Origin of the sequence: Promicromonospora sp. NPDC023987 (assembly GCF_040639055.1) — a bacterium.
In the GTDB taxonomy this organism is placed as follows: domain Bacteria; phylum Actinomycetota; class Actinomycetes; order Actinomycetales; family Cellulomonadaceae; genus Promicromonospora.
The window spans coordinates 1-15669 of record NZ_JBEZZF010000094.1 but is presented as its reverse complement, the minus strand read 5'-3'; the positions used below and the strand labels follow the sequence as shown (position 1 = coordinate 15669).

The following is a 15669-nucleotide window of genomic DNA, read 5'->3' as shown; positions in this document are numbered from 1 at the left end:
CCTAAGTTTCTTCGCTTTGAGACGGCTCAAAGCGAAGAAACTTAGGCCTCGAAGGGGAGTGCCGACGGACGGCCTCAGTCGCGTAGGGCAGGGATCGAGGCGACCACGTATCCCTGCACCTCGACGACGTCGCCCGGGGCCAGCGTCGGGTCACCCGCCGGGACGCAGAGCGTGACCTGGAAGCCGTCGGTCTGCACGCGCGCGGCGGTGAAGGCCTGGCCGGTGCGGCTCACCGTGCGCTGCTCGACCGCCAGCACCACACCGGTCAGCTGCGCGACGGCGTCGGTCGACACGGCGTAGGCCCCGGTGGGCTCGAAGGCCAGGCCGGGCGCCGCTCCGTCGGCCCGCCCGTCGGCCCGCCCGTCGGCCCGTCCGGTGACCCGCACCGAGTTGCCCAGCACGACGACGGACACCGGGCCCTCGACCGGCGGTGTCGCCGAACCGAGCAGGGCGAGCTCCTCGAGCTGGCAGGCGATCTCGGTGATGACCTCGTCCTGCGCGTTCACGAGCTCGGCGAGCACGAGCCCGCCGTCGACCGCCTGCGGCTCGGAGATGACGGCACCGGGCGCCGCGTAGAACGTAGGCGTGACCACTCGGACCAGGTCGCCCTCGGTGGTGATGATCAGCCGGGCGCCGGACACGTCGGTCCAGATGTGGACGCCGACCTCGCCGTCCTTGGCGATGGTCTCCGCCTCGGAGCGGGCCACCGCCACCATGTCGCGAAAGTCGCTACGTCGCCAGACGTCCAGTCCGATACAAGCCAGGTTCGATGCCACGGTTGACTACGCTAACCCGTCACGCAGACGGGAGCAGCCGGTTCTAGCCGGGCGCGTGCTTGTCCAGGAAGGCGTAGACCTCTGCGTCGTCCACACCGGGAAAGGCGCCGCGCGGCAGGGCCGCGAGGATCTGCTGGTGCATGCGCCCCGACGGCCAGGCCTCGCCCGACCAGCGGTCCGTGAGCTCGGGCGCGGGGCGCTGGCAGCACGCCGGGTCCGGGCAGCCGGAGCTGCGCCGCACCTGCGAGTCCCGCCCGCGGAACCACTTGGCATGGGCATAGGGCACGCCGACGGTGATCGAGAACGCGCCCGACCCGCCGTCCGGCCCGCCCGACGGCGACATGGAGCCCGTCTGGGTGGAGCACCAGAACGTCCCGGCCGGGGTGTCGGTGTACTGGTAGAACTCGGTGGCGCGGTCGCGCCGCTCGAAAGCCTCGCGCGCGGCCCACCGCCGGCAGATCAGCTGCCCCTCGATGGCGCCCGTGACATCCTGCGGGAACGGCAGGCCGTCGTTCGCGTAACCGCGGAAGAGTGCGCCGTCGGCCCCTACCCGCAGGAAGTGCAGCGGGATGCCGAGGTGATGCGTCGCGAGGTTGGTGAGCCGCATGGCGGCGGCCTCGTGCGTGACGCCGAACGCGTCGCGGAAGTCCTCGACCGCGAGGTCGCGATCCCGCTTGCGTGCCTCCAGGAACGGCACGGCCACGAACTGTGGCGCGAGGCACGCGGCGGCGAAGTACGTGATCTCGACGCGCTGGCGCAGGAACTCGCCGTACGAGCGCGGCCGGTCGTGCTCGAGCACCCGGTGCGCGAGCGCCTGCAGCGCGAGCGACCGTAGCCCGTGCCCCCCGGGGGTCGACGCCGGGGGCAGGTAGATGCGTCCGTTGTGCAGGTCTGTCACCGAGCGCGCGGACCGGGGCAGGTCGTCCACGTGCAGCAGGGTGAAGCCCATCTGCTCCGCCATCCGCGCGACCGTGCGGTGGGTCAGGGCGCCGCCCGTGTACCCGGCGGCCTTGACGAGCTGCTCCGCCACCGCCTCGAACTGCGGGTAGTGGTTGTCGCGGGCCTCCCGCTCCAGGCGTAGCTCGGTGTTGGCGCGACGCGCCTCCTCCGGGGTGGCGATGGCGAGCTGCTCGCGCCGGGCCAGCTCCTCGTGCAGGCCGACGAGCTGCTCCAGCACGGGCATCGGCAGCTTCTGGCTGGGTTTGACGGCGGGTACCCCGAGCGTGGTGAACAGCGGTCCGCGCTGCGCCCGGTCGAGCGCGATCTCCAGGGCCGCACGGCGCGACGGCGGCTCGGCGCTGAGCAGCTCGCTCATCGGCACGCCGAGCGCCTCCGCGACGGACCGGAGGAGGCCGAGGCGAGGTTCGCGCCGCCCGTTCTCCACGAGGGACAGGAGGCTCGGCGCCGAGCCCACCTTCTCGCCGAGCGCGTCGAGGGTGAGCCCCTGCGTGGTGCGCAGGTGCCGGATGCGCCGGCCCAGGGTGATCAGATCGGTCTCGCCGCGCGAGGTCGCCTCGTTCGAGCTCGGCACGTCGTCCTCCCTCCGTCCGTGTCATGGCCGTTCGTGTGACGGCCGTCACCCCGAGAAACCCGAGAGCGGCCAACAAGAACCCGCTACTTCACACTACGTGAAGATCAGCGTTTCTTGACAGCCCATGGACTGGAAATCGGACAGATCCGCACACCAGAGTGGAAGCAAGCCCGCCACCGTGGCTCGCCGCATGACGATCGGAGCGCACATGTCCGTCCTCGCGAACCCCCGCCGTACCCGGCTCGTCGCCGAGCTCGTCTCCGAGCTGACGGCCGGCCAGGGCTCGACCACGTCGTCCGAGGCGACCGCGCACGCAGCGGAGCCCGCAGGAGAGCACGGCGTGCGCGACTGGGTGGCCGCCGTCGCCGAGCTCACGCAGCCGGACGAGATCGTCTGGTGCGACGGTTCCGCCGACGAGAAGCAGCGCCTCATCGACCAGATGCTGGCAGCGGGCACGCTCGTGGAGCTGAACCAGGAGAAGCGCCCCGGCTCGTACCTGGCCCGCTCCAATCCCGCCGACGTCGCGCGTGTCGAGTCGCGCACCTTCATCTGCTCGGAGGCCGAGGAGGACGCCGGACCCACGAACAACTGGACGGCCCCCGCGGAGATGCGCGCCGAGCTGGAGGGTGTCTTCGAGGGCTCGATGAAGGGCCGCACCATGTATGTGGTGCCGTTCTCGATGGGCCCGGTCGGCGGCCCGATCTCACAGGTCGGCGTCGAGATCACCGACTCGCCGTACGTCGTCGTCTCGATGCACGTCATGACGCGCGTCTCGGACGAGATCCTCGAGCTGATCGACGCCGGGCAGCCGTGGGTCCCCGCCGTGCACTCCGTGGGCGCCCCGCTGGCCGACGGCGAGGCCGACGTCGCCTGGCCCTGCAACGACACCAAGTACATCGTGCACTTCCCCGAGAGCCGCGAGATCTGGTCGTACGGGTCCGGCTACGGCGGTAACGCACTGCTCGGCAAGAAGTGCTTCGCGCTGCGGATCGCGTCGGCGATGGCGCGCGACGAAGGCTGGCTCGCCGAGCACATGCTGCTCATCCGCATCACGTCGCCCGAGCAGCGCCAGTACCACCTGGCCGCCGCCTTCCCGAGCGCGTGCGGCAAGACGAACCTCGCGATGCTGCAGCCCACCATCCCGGGCTGGAAGGTCGAGACCCTCGGCGACGACATCGTGTGGATGCGCCCGGGACCCGACGGCACCCTGCGTGCCATCAACCCGGAGGCGGGCTTCTTCGGCGTAGCGCCGGGCACGGGGATCGACACCAACCCGACGGCCGTGGCCACCTTCGACCACGACACCATCTTCACCAACGTCGCCCTGACGGACGACGGCGACGTCTGGTGGGAGGGCCTGACGCCCGAGGCGCCGGAGCACCTCATCGACTGGCAGGGCAACGACTGGACGCCCGCCGACGCCGACGAGCGCCCCGCCGCCCACCCGAACTCCCGCTTCACGGTCTCGGCGGCCCAGTGCCCCACGATCGCGGACACCTGGGAGGACCCGGCCGGCGTGCCGGTCGACGCCATCGTGTTCGGTGGCCGCCGCGCCACCAACGTGCCGCTCGTGGCGCAGTCGTTCGGCTGGGAGCACGGCGTGTTCATGGGCGCGACGATCTCGTCGGAGCGCACGGCCGCAGCCGAGGGCGCGCTCGGCGAGCTGCGCAGGGACCCCTTCGCGATGCTCCCGTTCTGCGGCTACAACATGGCCGACCACTGGTCGCACTGGCTCGACGTCGGTGCGGGCATCGAGGAGTCGAAGCGCCCGCAGATCTTCCAGGTCAACTGGTTCCGCAAGGGCGACGACGGCAGCTTCCTGTGGCCGGGCTTCGGCGAGAACTCGCGGGTCATCGAGTGGATCGTCGGCCAGGTCGAGGCGGGCCGCGGTCTGCGCACCGACACGTCCGTGCCCTCCCCGGTGGGCAACCTGCCCGCTCCGGGCACGCTGAACCTGGACGGCATCGAGGTGTCCGACGCCGATCTGGCGGCGCTCTTCGATGTCCCCACCGAGCCGTGGCTGGCCGAGGCCGAGCTGACCGAGGAGTTCTTCGCGCGGTTCGGCGACCACACCCCGGCCGCGCTGCGTGCCCAGCTGGACGCTCTCAGGGAGCGCCTGGCCCGCTGACTTCGGGCGGCTGACGGCGCGACGCTCTCGGGTGGCTACCCCGTCGCGCCGTCAGCCGCCCGAACCACGTTCCCCGGCCGGGTTATTGAGGCATCCCGGCCGGGGATCTCTTCTGCCCGCGGTCAGTACCGCATGCCCATCAGGCCGCGGACGTCGTCGAGCGTGCGGTCGGCTATCGCGTTCGCCCGGGCGTTGCCCCTAGCCAGCACCTCGGCGAGGTAGCGCGGTCCCGCGGCGCCTAGCTCCGCGCGTCGGGCCCGCAGGGGACGCAGACCCTCGACCACCGCCTCGGTCACCACCGCCTTCAGGCGCGCGGCGCCCGCCAGGCCCACCTCGTCGGCGAGCGCCTCGGGCGAGGTCCCGGTGAAGTGCGCGCCGATCCGGAGCAGGTTCGCGATCTCGGGCCGCCGCTCCGGTTCGTAGGTGATCGCCCGGTCGGCGTCGGTCTTCGCGCGCCGGAAGAACGCCGCTGTCTCGTCCTCGGTGGCCCGCAGCTCCAGGGCGTTGCCCCGTGACTTGGACATCTTGGCCCCGTCGTTGCCCAGGACGGTCGGGGACGGAGCGATGAGCGCGTCCGGCTCGGGGAAGTACGGCTGGGCGGCCGAGTAGCGCTGGTTGAACCGGCGGGCCACGGTCCGGGTGGCCTCGAGATGCGGCAGCTGGTCCTCGCCGACCGGCACGAGGTTGCCGTGGCAGAACAGGATGTCCGCGGCCTGGTGCACCGGGTAGGTGAACAGCAGGCCGCTCGTTCCGCGGCCGCCGCGCTCTGCCGCAGCGGCCGCCTCGGCCTTGACCGTGGGGTTGCGCTCCAGCTCGGCCACGGTGACCAGCGACAGGAACGGCAGCACGAGCTGGTTCAGCGCGGGTACGGCCGAGTGCGTGAAGACGGTGCTGCGCTCGGGATCCAGGCCGGCCGCGAGATAGTCGAGCAGCACCTCGTGGACGACGGCGGGCAGGTCGCCGGCGTCGTCCCGGTCGGTGATGACCTGGTAGTCGGCGACGACGAGGAACACCTCGACGCCAAGGTTCTGCAGGCGCACGCGGTTGGCCACGGTGCCGAGCAGGTGGCCCAGGTGCAGTGCTCCAGTGGGCCGGTCCCCGGTCAGGACTCGGTACTCCCCCGGGTTCCGGACGATCAGGTCCTCCAGCACGGCGGTGCGTTCGCGCGCCGCCGTGGCGGAGCGGGTGGAGCTGACCGGTTCGCGGGATGTGGCCGACGGCGGTGCGGTCGCCGGCGGGGTGGTCGCCGGCGGGGTGGTCGCCGGCGGGGTGGTCGCCTCGGGTGTAGCGGTGACGGACATGTGGGTCTCCTTGGTCAGGGAGCTGCCCACGAACGGCGTCGGGCACAGAAAAGTCCCGGGCTGCGGTGAGCAGCTCGGGAATTCTGTGCGGATGGGCGCGTCAGGTCACGGCTGCGAGTGCAGCCGCCACCAGTTGAGCCCGTGCGTCATGCGCTCAGAGTATGCGGGCGGTCGGCGTCGGGCAAGGACGGTCGGCGAAGGTCCGCTTCCAGCATGCAGTGCGGCATGGTCCAGCGCCCCGGAGCAGGCCAGATCACATGGTCGAAGCGGACCAAGCATGACCGCCCGGCGTCGGGCGGGGAGAATGGGGCTGTGCCGCAACCGCCTGACGCCTCCGTGCTGCCCGAGTCCCCGCTCGCCCACATCGTCTACTTCGAGCCCCGCATCCCCGGTAACACCGGGTCCGCGATCCGGCTCGCAGCGGTCACCGGGGCCCGGCTGCACCTGGTGGAGCCGCTGGGCTTCGACCTGTCGGAGGCCAAGCTGAAGCGGGCGGGCCTCGACTACCACGACCTCGCCGTCATGGACGTGCACCCGTCGCTCGACACGGCGCTCGACGCCCTGCCGGAAGCGCGGGTCTTCGCGTTCACGACCCGCGCGACCACGCGCTTCACCGACGTCGAGTACCGGCCGGGTGACGTGCTGCTGTTCGGCCCGGAGCCCACCGGGCTGCCGCCGGAAGCGCTCGCCCACCCGCGCGTCACCGACGAGCTGCGGATCCCGATGCTGCCCGGGCGACGGTCGCTCAACCTGACGAACGCGGCGTCGATAGCGGTGTACGAGGTGTGGCGCCAGGCGGGGTTCGCGGAGGGCGCGTGAGGCGCGATCGATCGCAGAAGTGATACTGAGATCCTCGCAGAAGTGATATCGGAATGATCGCAGAAGTGATACTGAGATCCTCGCACGAGTGATAACGTCGCCGGGTGAATGGCTACAGAACGCGGATCGCCGACCAGATCGTGCACGACGCCCTTGCCACGTTCGGCGCCGTGATCATCGAGGGGCCGCGCGCAGCAGGCAAGACCACGACAGGCCTGCAGGTGGCGACCAGCAGCATCCGCCTGGACGCGTCGCCTGAGATCGCCGCTCTGGCCGAGACCTCACCAAGCACGGTCCTCACCGGCAAAACTCCACGACTGATCGACGAATGGCAGCTCGCGCCGACACTATGGAATGCGGTCCGCCACGAGGTCGACCAGCGCACAGTCCCGGGTCAGTTCATCCTGACCGGGTCAGCGACGCCTCCCGATGACATCACCCGCCACAGCGGCGCGGGTCGGTTCCGCCGCGTGACGCTCCGTCCCATGACGCTTGCCGAGAGCGGCGACAGCACAGAAGCCTTCACCCTCGCGGACCTGTTCGACGGCGCGAAGATCGCCGGAGTCGGTGGCCCCACCGTCGAGGAGTACGCCGACCTTCTGGTGCGTGGGGGGTGGCCGGCCCTCGTCGCACAGCCGAACCGTTCGGCACAGGAATATCTCAGTAGCTATCTGGACGACGTCGCCCGCGTCGATCTGCCTCATGCTGATCTCCGAGCGGACCCTCTGCGCATGCGTGCCCTCATCCGCGCGCTGGCCCGCAACGTCTCGACAGAGATATCTGCAACGAAGCTCAGCAAGGAGGCCGAGATCGGAGCATCGAACACGGGCGTCTCCGCGCAGACGGCCCGCAAGTATCTCGACGCCCTCTCCCGTGTCTTCGTCATCGAGGAGCAACCCGCCTGGGCCACACACCTGCGTTCAAAGGTCCGACTACGCACCCAGCCCAAGTGGCATTTCATCGACCCGTCGCTCGCGGCCGCCGCGATGGGAGCAAACCAGCGGATGCTCCTCGACGACCTCAACACGCTGGGGCTGCTGTTCGAGTCGATGTGCATCCGAGACCTGCGTGTCTACGCCCAGCAGCTCGCCGGCTCCGTGTACCACTACCGCGATGAGGTCGGCCTGGAGGTCGACGCGATCGTCGAGCTCAACGATGGCCGCTGGTCTGCATTCGAGGTCAAGATGGGCGGTGCCAAGAACATCGAGCTCGCCGCCCACAACCTCACGAACCTCGCGGCCAAGGTCTCCGAGAAGCGCTCCGGCCAACTAGCCTCCCTCAACATCCTCACCGCCGGAGCCGCCAGCTACACCCGCCCCGACGGCATCAATGTCGTTGCTCTCGGGCACCTCGGCGCAGTCTGACAGTCAGCGGCCAGTGCTACCCCTGCGATCGTGCCGCCACCTACGGCCGGACGACCAGCACCCGACCCGGGGCAAGCTCATACCTCCCGGGCACGACGCCGGGGCTCGCCGCTCCTGCCTGCGCGATCACCGTGACGGGCGGCTCGCCCACCACGCGGTCCGACGTCGGGAACCACGTGCGCCCCGAGCTGACCACGATGAGCATGCCGTCGATGTGCCCGGCCGGGGAGAACGTCTCGGACCCGTCCGGGTAGCGACCGATCCCGGCCGCGGCAAGCTGGTCGGCGGTACCGACGACGTCGGGTACCGCGATGCCTACCTCGCTCACGGACAGCAGGTCGCGGGGGCCGAACGGGACGAGCTGGATGTCGGGCCCGTGCAGGCTCGAGGCCTTCGCAACCGACGCGGACCCGGCACCCAGCGTTGAGGGGAGATCACGGCGCGCGATGATTTCCAGCACCGACCGGTCCGGGCCCGGGAAGTAGAGGGACCGCGCGTTCCAGGCCAGCTGCGATTCGATCTCGGTGCGGTCACCGTCGGCCAGCAGGCCGGGGCCCGCTGCGAGGAAGGCCCGGGCGGCGTCGAACCGCGCGTCGTCGACGAGGAAGGCGTAGTGCTGGTCGCCCACCGCAGCTGCGTCCTCCCGGAACCGGATGACCGACCGTCCGACGGTCACCTCCACCGCCCCGATCTCTTTCCGCACCGGTAGCCCCAGGACGCTCTCGTAGTACGCAGCGGTCTCCGCCGTCGACCGGGTGACCGTGTCGACGCTCATGATCTCCATGCGACTCAGCCAACAACCTCAACGCCAGTTGAGGTCAAGCGGGGATCAGGAGATCCCGTCAGCCACAGTCAGGTCCCACGTCTCGGCCTCACCCGAGTCGCACCTCGCTACGCCGTGAAAAGTTATCCACAGATTCCTGTTTGCCCCTGCGGATCGCACGAACGTTCGAGAGAATGGGGTGAGCGGACAACGGATCGGGGGTGGGACCAGTGGAGCAGTCGACGGATGGCATGGCGGCCGGTGGTCTGCCTCCCGCGGGTTCGATCGAGGACGCGTTGGCGCGGATCGAGGGTGCGCTGGGCGATCTGGCGGGCCTGGTTGGTCCGGAGGCGCTGGACGGGTGGGACGCGCCGAGCATCGGCCGGTTGGTCGAGGCGCACTCCCGAGTCCGTCGGTTGACCGGCCGGTTGGACGGGGTGCGGTACACCCTGTTGCCGCGGATCGAGGCCGAGGGTTCGTGGCGGTCGAGCGGGATGGCCCGCACGTTCACGTCCTGGCTGCGCCTGCGTGAGGGTGTGTCCGCGGCCACGGCGAGCAAGGACATGACGATGGCCCGCCGGCTGGCCACGGCACTGCCGGTGACGCGCGAACGGCTGGTCGCAGGGACCTTGGGGGTGGATCACGCGCGGGTGATGACGGAGGTCGCGCCGACCAGCGAGACCCGCACCGACGCCCTGGCGTGGCTCATCGATACCCGTACGGGTGAGACGACGACGCCGGAGCGGTTCGTGCAGACCGTGCCGGTCGACTTCCCGGACCCGGTGGATGACCCCGATGGTGACCGCACCCGTGAGCAGATCACGCGGGTGCTGGAGGGTGCGGTCGCCGACGGGACGCTGGTGACCGGGGAGGGCCTGGTCCTGCGGGAGGCCGGCTCGTTGAACGCGGACCAGTTCCGGGTCGTGGCACGCCGGTTCGCGACCGTGACCGACCCGGACACCGACGACACCGACGACGACAAGGCCGCGCAGGGCGAGTTCCTGGACCTGGCCAAGACCTTTGGTGGGTATCACGTGGCGGGGTTCCTCACCGACGAGCACGGCCTGCTGGTTCAGACAGCGCTCACCGCGGTGCTGGGTGCGCCCGCTGCGGAGGACACCAGGACGTCCACCCAGCAGCGGGCACAGGGCCTGGCAGACGTGGCGCGGATAGTGCTGGACACCAACCAAGCCGCACCCGGCGCGGCAATACCACCACACCTGAACGTCACGGTGTCCTGGACGGAGCTGGTCACCCAGGTCACCCGCACCCGCGACGGCCTCTGCCTGACCTGCGGACACACACCCACCCGCGGCAACCAGACAGGCAGTGGCGCAGGCGGGGGCGCGGCGGGGGTGAGCGACCCCGGTACGGCCGGTGGAAGCGCAACAGGCACCACGGGTACGACGACGGCAGGCTCGGACATCCCCAGCTGGGGCGCGGGCACGCTATCGGTGTCCGGGCTGCTGTCAGCGGGTGGCCCCGTGTTCACCGAGACCGGTGGCCGTGCACCACGCGCGCTGCTGCGCCGGTTGGCGTGTGACAGTGCGGTCACGAGGATCGTGTTCGGGCCGGATGGTGCGGCTCTCGATGTCGGGCGCGCGCAGCGGACAGTGACCGGGCAGATGCGTCGCGCCGTGATCGCCAGGGACAAACACTGCGTGTATCCGGGGTGTGACCAGCCACCGTCCCGATGCGAGGTCCACCACGCGGTACGGCACTGGGCCGACGGCGGCCAGACGTCGGTGGCGAACAGTGCGCTGCTGTGCTGGTTCCATCATCAGCTGGTGGACGCGCGTGGCATCGTCATGCACTGGGCCGGCAAGCCCGCCACCGACACCACCACCACTGGCACGACCACCGTCGTCGGGGCGCTGGTGGAGACCGGGTGGTCCTTCACCGACGCCCGCGGGCATCGCATCCACCTACCCGAAGCCATCGAGGCCTTACCCCCGCCGGACGCCGAAGCTGCCTGACCCGCAGCCTCCGGGCCCCCGCACGGCGCCTGCACAGGGTGTCGAGCAGCGCAGGCGTGCCGACCTACTGGTGCCCTCGTCCCTCCACCGTTCACAGGGTCGAGATACCGTCACCGAGCATCTTCGCGCCAAGGACGAGTAGCAGCACGGCCATGATGGCCGCGTTGTTGCGGATCATCCAGGACTTGAGCTCGTCCAGGACCCCGGCGGCCCGGGCGCCCATGGAGAAGTAGATGACGACGGGCGTGACGACGCCGGCGCTGGCCACCACCGCGAACACGAGCGCCGCGACGGGCAGCGACTGACCGATCGCAGCACCCGCACCGACCACCTCCGTCCGAACAGATCCCCGCCAACGGATCCCTGCCGACGACCTGCCGATGTCCTGCCACGCTAGGCATCGACGCCACGGCAAGCGTCACCCGAACAGGGTGACCCAGCGGATCCGCCCGCTGCCGACGATGAGGCGTGAGCACCCACGACCTCGCGTCTTTGTTCGGGTCGCGGATACGGTTCGGGTCGCGGATACGCCAGTCGGCCAAGGGCGGTCTGGCGGACGAACGACTCGACCCCGCTGTCAGCGGCGCCTCGAGCCGGGTGAGCGCCGTCGCCGCGCGCGGCGCGACGTCCCGTTCCGCCAGGCCGGCGACGACGCCGTCGACCAGCGCGCCCACGTCGATCCGCGTCATCACGGCCTCGGTCAGCCGACCCGCGAGCGCCGACCGGACGGTCGGGTCCTCCGCCAGGGGGCCGACCGTGGCGACGTAGCGGTCGGTGTCGGTCAGTGTGCGCTCCGCCCAGGCCGCGACGACGCCTGCGGGCGCCAGCAGGGCACCGACGACGATCAGGACGACGGCGGCCGCGCTCCGCCCACGACGCCGGGCGGACGGGCCGCGCGAGCCGTCGGGCCTGTCCTGCCGCTCGGCGACGCGCCGACGGAGCTCGGCGTTCTTCCGTTCGAGCGCGGCGAGCCGGGCTGTGTCGCTCGGTCCGGCGTCGCGCGGCCCGGCGTCGCTCGGTCCGGCGTCGCTCGGCCCGGCGCGTGTGGCCCGGCGCCGTGTGGCCCGGCCGCCTCGCTCATGGTGTCCCTCCCCTGGTGTGCACCGCACGCAGGCTGCGCGTGCAGGGTTCGATGCTGCGGGAGCAACCGGGCGGGGCCTCACCCAGAATGGGTGAGCGGCCATGGGCCCGGTCCAGCGCCGAAGCCGGTCCGGCGACCGGTGTGAGCTGTCGGCGGCAGTTCGTGCCACACTTTCGGGGCTCAAGTGCAATCGCACGTAAGTTTTTTCCGCAACGAACTGGAGCGACTCCATGACCCCCGAGGCTTGGAAGACGATCGCGATCGTCGCGTACCTCGCACTGATGCTGGGTATCGGCTACGCGGCGTTCCGCCGCACGAAGGACAATCTCGACGACTACATGCTCGGCGGCCGGCGGCTCAGCCCGGGAGTCGCGGCGCTCAGCGCCGGTGCGTCGGACATGTCGGGCTGGCTGCTGCTGGGCCTGCCGGGCGCCATCTACGTGAGCGGGCTCGTCGAGGCCTGGATCGCCATCGGCCTGACGATCGGCGCCTGGCTCAACTGGAAGTTCGTGGCGCCGCGCCTGCGCGCCTACACGGAGACGGCGAAGAACTCGATCACCATCCCGAGCTTCTTCGAGAACCGGCTGCACGACACGTCGCGCCTGCTGCGCGTCTCGTCAGGCGTGATCATCCTCGTGTTCTTCACGTTCTACGTCTCGTCCGGCATGGTGGCCGGCGGCACGTTCTTCGAGGGCACGTACGGGTTCGACTACACGACCGGCATCTGGGTCGTCGGCGGCGTGACGCTCGCCTACACGCTGTTCGGCGGGTTCCTCGGTGCCACCTGGACCGACGTCGCGCAGGGCATCCTGATGCTGATCGCGCTCATCGCCGTACCCATCATCGCCTTCATCGACATCGGCGGCTGGGGCCCGGTCCGCGAGGGCCTCCTCGCCGCGGAGACCGTCGGTGCGACCAACCACCTGTCGTTCCTGGCCGGTGCGTCCGCCGTCAGCATCATCTCCGCGGCCGCGTGGGGGCTCGGCTACTTCGGCCAGCCGCACATCATCGTGCGGTTCATGGCCATCCGCTCCCCGCAGGACGCCGTCGCCGGACGCCGCATCGGGATCAGCTGGATGATCGTGACCGCCCTCGGCGCGGTCCTCACCGGACTGATCGGCGTCGCCTACGTCAATGTCAAGGGTGACACGCTGGACAACCCGGAGACGGTGTTCCTGTACCTGTCGCAGCTCCTGTTCCACCCGCTGATCGCGGGCCTGGTCCTGGCCGCGGTCCTCGCGGCGATCATGTCGACGATCTCGTCCCAGCTCATCGTCTCGTCCTCGGCGCTGGTCGAGGACCTGGTCAAGATCACGGGCCGGGCGATGACGCCGCGCACCGAGGTGATGCTGGGCCGCGCCGGTGTGCTGCTGGTCGCCGTGGTCGCCGCGATCATCGCGTTCGACCGCACCGACAGCATCCTTGACCTGGTCGGGTTCGCCTGGGCCGGCTTCGGTTCGGCCTTCGGCCCCATCGTGATCCTGAGCCTGTACTGGCGCCGCCTCACCCAGTGGGGTGCGCTGTCCGGCATGGTCGTCGGCGCCGTCGTCGCCTTTGCCTGGGGCCGGTCCCCGCTGGCCGACACGCTCTACGAGCTCGTCCCGGGCTTCGTGCTGGGCGGGCTCGTCGCGATCGTCGTCAGCCTGCTCACCCCGGCACCGTCCGAGTCGGTCCGGGAGGAGTTCGCCGAGGCGGCGCGCCTCGCGTCGGCGAAGAGGTCCGTCGCGCCCTGAGCTCGGCTCCGCAGCCGGACCTGAGCTGACCTAACCTGACCTGACCGACCCCACCCGCGCGGCCCTGCCGAGCGGGTGGGGTCGGCCTGCTCAGACCGCCGTGAGCCCCGCCCAGCCGACGATGCGGAAGCCGTCCGCGTCCTTCGCCACCCGGAACCCGCCGTGCCCGCCGAAGTGGGCGGGCAGCAGGAGCAGGCCCCGGTCCGCTGCCTCGGTGAACAGGCGGTCGCGGGTGCGGTGGGCCTGCACCGGGTCCTCGTCGAAGCAGCTGCTCGTGTGCACGTCCACGACCTGCGCCGGGCTGTGCAGGCTGTCCCCGACGAAGAGCACCTCGTCGCCCCCGGAAGCCAGCCGGAGGATCGAGGCGCCGGGCGTGTGGCCCGGCGCCGCCTCCAGCGTCAGGGCGTCGTCGATCCGGTGGCTCCCGGTCCACGCGGTGACCTGGCCTGCGGCGAGCACGGGTGCGATGCTGTCGGCCCAGACCCCGTGCGCACCGGCACCCATCACCGTCGTGTTGCCGTGCGCCGGGTCCCAGAACGCCAGGTCCTCGGCCGGCATCAGGTACTCGGCGTTCGGGAAGGCCGGGACCCAGGAACCGTCGACGAGGCGGGTGTTCCAGCCCACGTGGTCAGCGTGCAGGTGCGTGTTGACGACGATGTCGACGCTCTCCGGGGCGACCCCGGCCGCGGCCAGGTCGTCGAGGTAGGCGGTCTGCAGGTGGGACCAGCTGGGCACGTCGGGCCGGTCCTTGTCGTTCCCCACCGCGGCATCCAGGAGGATCGTCCTGCCCGCGCTCCGGATGATCCAGGTCTGCATCGCCACACGTGACGTGCTCTCCATCGTCGTCGGGCCGTCGTCCTGAAGGAAGTAGGGGCGCAGCTCGCTCTCGTGCCCGTTCCACGCGGACGGGTCCGTGCCAGGGAAGAACTGGCTCGGGTTCATGCCGATGCTGCCGACACTCTCCACGACCCGGCTCACCGTGACCTCGCCGACGACGAGGTGGTCGCTCGTCGCGGGCTCCGTCGTCGTGCTCTGCGTCGTGCTCTGCGTCATGCTCTCCGTCATGCTCTGCGTCATGCTCTGCGTCATGCTCTGCGTCATCAGGCTCTCCGTCCGTCGCCGTCGACACCCTGTCGCGGCCCGGACCAACGGTCGCCGGGAACGCACCCGGTCCGCCAGACCCGCCCGTGCCTATCCCCGGGAGGGTCAGGCACCGTCCGCGCTCGTGCGCGAGACTGGCGCCATGCCCGCTGACGCCCCCACCGACACGCTCGGCGCCTTCCTGCGTGCGAGCCGCGCGCGCCTGACCCCGGAGGACGCCGGCGTGCCCCGCTACGGGGAGCGCCGCCGGGTCGCCGGGCTGCGGCGCGAGGAGCTCTCGCTGCTCGCGGGGGTCAGCTCCTCGTACTACACGCGCCTCGAGCAGGGCCAGTCCCGGAACGCGTCGCCAGAGGTGCTCGACGCCTTGGCCACCGCCCTGCAGCTCGACGACGCCGAGCGCGCCCACCTCCAGCGGCTCGCGAACGGCCGTGGCACGCAGCGGGCGGCGAAGCGGAGCGCGCCGGAGAAGGTCGACCCGGCCCTCGCGGCACTCCTCGGTTCGCTCACCGGCGTGCCGGCGCTCGTGATGGGGCGCCGCAGCGACGTCCTGGCCTGGAACCCGCTCGGGCACGCCCTGCTCGCCGGTCACCTGGAGCCCGGTGCCCCGACGACGCCGGGAGCCCGTCCGAACATGGCGTCCCTGGTGTTCCTCGACGCCGACACGCGCGAGCTCTACGCCGACTGGCGGGCGAAGAGCCGGGCCGTGGTGGGCAATCTCCGCCTCACCGTCGGTCAGCACCCCGGTGACTCCGAGCTGGCGACGCTGATCGGCACCCTCTCGATGACCAGCACGGAGTTCGCCGCGCTGTGGGGCGACCACAAGGTCAGGGCCTGCGCGACCGCCGACTACACGCTGCGCCATCCTCTGGTCGGCACCCTCACCGTCACGCAGCAGACCCTGCGGTCCATCGACCACCCGGACCAGACGCTCGTCACGCACACGACGCCGCCCGGTACTCCCTCGGCGGAGGCGGTCTCGCTGCTGGCGCAGGTCGTCGGCGGCACGACCTGGGGCGCCCGGACCACTCACATCCAGTGGAGACGTGGATCACGGCGCGGATGGCACACATCTTCGCCGTCGGGCATCTGCTCGGAG

At 70.9% G+C, this 15669-nt stretch carries 13 protein-coding genes; 7 read left to right on the top strand and 6 right to left on the bottom strand.

The features are described 5' to 3' along the window. Positions 1-74: 74 nt before the first annotated feature. Together AB0F40_RS25425 and AB0F40_RS25420 are read right to left on the bottom strand one after the other, a co-directional pair. A complete protein-coding gene (locus tag AB0F40_RS25425; RefSeq protein ID WP_357474506.1) occupies positions 75-776 on the bottom strand; it encodes a hypothetical protein in 702 nt (233 codons plus the stop codon). A gap of 43 nt (positions 777-819) precedes the next feature. Continuing rightward, the gene (locus tag AB0F40_RS25420) at positions 820-2307 is read right to left on the bottom strand and encodes a helix-turn-helix domain-containing protein (protein ID WP_357474503.1); all 1488 of its coding nucleotides are present in this window, start codon (positions 2305-2307) and stop codon (positions 820-822) included. A gap of 208 nt (positions 2308-2515) precedes the next feature. On the opposite strand from AB0F40_RS25420, the gene AB0F40_RS25415 reads away from it, so the two are divergent. Next, the gene (locus tag AB0F40_RS25415; protein WP_357474509.1) at positions 2516-4435 is read left to right on the top strand and encodes a phosphoenolpyruvate carboxykinase (GTP); all 1920 of its coding nucleotides are present in this window, start codon (positions 2516-2518) and stop codon (positions 4433-4435) included. Positions 4436-4557: 122 nt separating this feature from the next. Here the strand turns inward: AB0F40_RS25415 and trpS are convergent, their stop codons facing one another. After that, on the bottom strand, positions 4558-5736 hold the full coding sequence (gene trpS / locus AB0F40_RS25410) for a tryptophan--tRNA ligase (RefSeq protein ID WP_357474500.1): 1179 nt from the start codon (positions 5734-5736) through the stop codon (positions 4558-4560). Between the two features lie 312 nt (positions 5737-6048). Here trpS and AB0F40_RS25405 point away from each other — a divergent pair, with 312 nt between their 5' ends. Together AB0F40_RS25405 and AB0F40_RS25400 are read left to right on the top strand one after the other, a co-directional pair. Continuing rightward, positions 6049-6555 carry a tRNA (cytidine(34)-2'-O)-methyltransferase gene (locus AB0F40_RS25405; protein WP_357474497.1) on the top strand — a complete coding sequence of 169 codons (507 nt, stop codon included), beginning with the start codon at positions 6049-6051 and terminating at the stop codon, positions 6553-6555. Positions 6556-6725: 170 nt separating this feature from the next. Further along, on the top strand, positions 6726-7919 hold the full coding sequence (locus tag AB0F40_RS25400) for a DUF4143 domain-containing protein (RefSeq protein ID WP_357474494.1): 1194 nt from the start codon (positions 6726-6728) through the stop codon (positions 7917-7919). Positions 7920-7959: 40 nt separating this feature from the next. Here AB0F40_RS25400 and AB0F40_RS25395 read toward each other — a convergent pair whose 3' ends face one another. Continuing rightward, the gene (locus AB0F40_RS25395) at positions 7960-8703 is read right to left on the bottom strand and encodes a hypothetical protein (protein WP_357474492.1); all 744 of its coding nucleotides are present in this window, start codon (positions 8701-8703) and stop codon (positions 7960-7962) included. Positions 8704-8912: 209 nt separating this feature from the next. On the opposite strand from AB0F40_RS25395, the gene AB0F40_RS25390 reads away from it, so the two are divergent. Beyond that, positions 8913-10658 carry a DUF222 domain-containing protein gene (locus AB0F40_RS25390; RefSeq protein WP_357474489.1) on the top strand — a complete coding sequence of 582 codons (1746 nt, stop codon included), beginning with the start codon at positions 8913-8915 and terminating at the stop codon, positions 10656-10658. A gap of 91 nt (positions 10659-10749) precedes the next feature. Here AB0F40_RS25390 and AB0F40_RS25385 read toward each other — a convergent pair whose 3' ends face one another. Next, positions 10750-10989 carry a GAP family protein gene (locus tag AB0F40_RS25385; RefSeq protein ID WP_357474486.1) on the bottom strand — a complete coding sequence of 80 codons (240 nt, stop codon included), beginning with the start codon at positions 10987-10989 and terminating at the stop codon, positions 10750-10752. A 137-nt stretch (positions 10990-11126) separates the two neighbouring features. On the opposite strand from AB0F40_RS25385, the gene AB0F40_RS25380 reads away from it, so the two are divergent. Then, positions 11127-11426, top strand: a complete 300-nt coding sequence (locus tag AB0F40_RS25380) for a hypothetical protein (protein WP_357474483.1) — start codon at positions 11127-11129, stop codon at positions 11424-11426. Positions 11427-11969: 543 nt separating this feature from the next. Beyond that, complete coding sequence (putP, locus tag AB0F40_RS25375) at positions 11970-13472, top strand: sodium/proline symporter PutP (protein WP_357474480.1); 1503 nt, start codon at positions 11970-11972, stop codon at positions 13470-13472. A gap of 90 nt (positions 13473-13562) precedes the next feature. Here the strand turns inward: putP and AB0F40_RS25370 are convergent, their stop codons facing one another. Continuing rightward, on the bottom strand, positions 13563-14573 hold the full coding sequence (locus AB0F40_RS25370) for an MBL fold metallo-hydrolase (RefSeq protein WP_357474477.1): 1011 nt from the start codon (positions 14571-14573) through the stop codon (positions 13563-13565). A gap of 142 nt (positions 14574-14715) precedes the next feature. Between AB0F40_RS25370 and AB0F40_RS25365 the strand changes: the two genes are divergently transcribed. After that, positions 14716-15669, top strand: a 954-nt coding sequence (locus AB0F40_RS25365; RefSeq protein WP_357474475.1) for a helix-turn-helix transcriptional regulator, incomplete at its 3' end; no start/stop codon positions are given.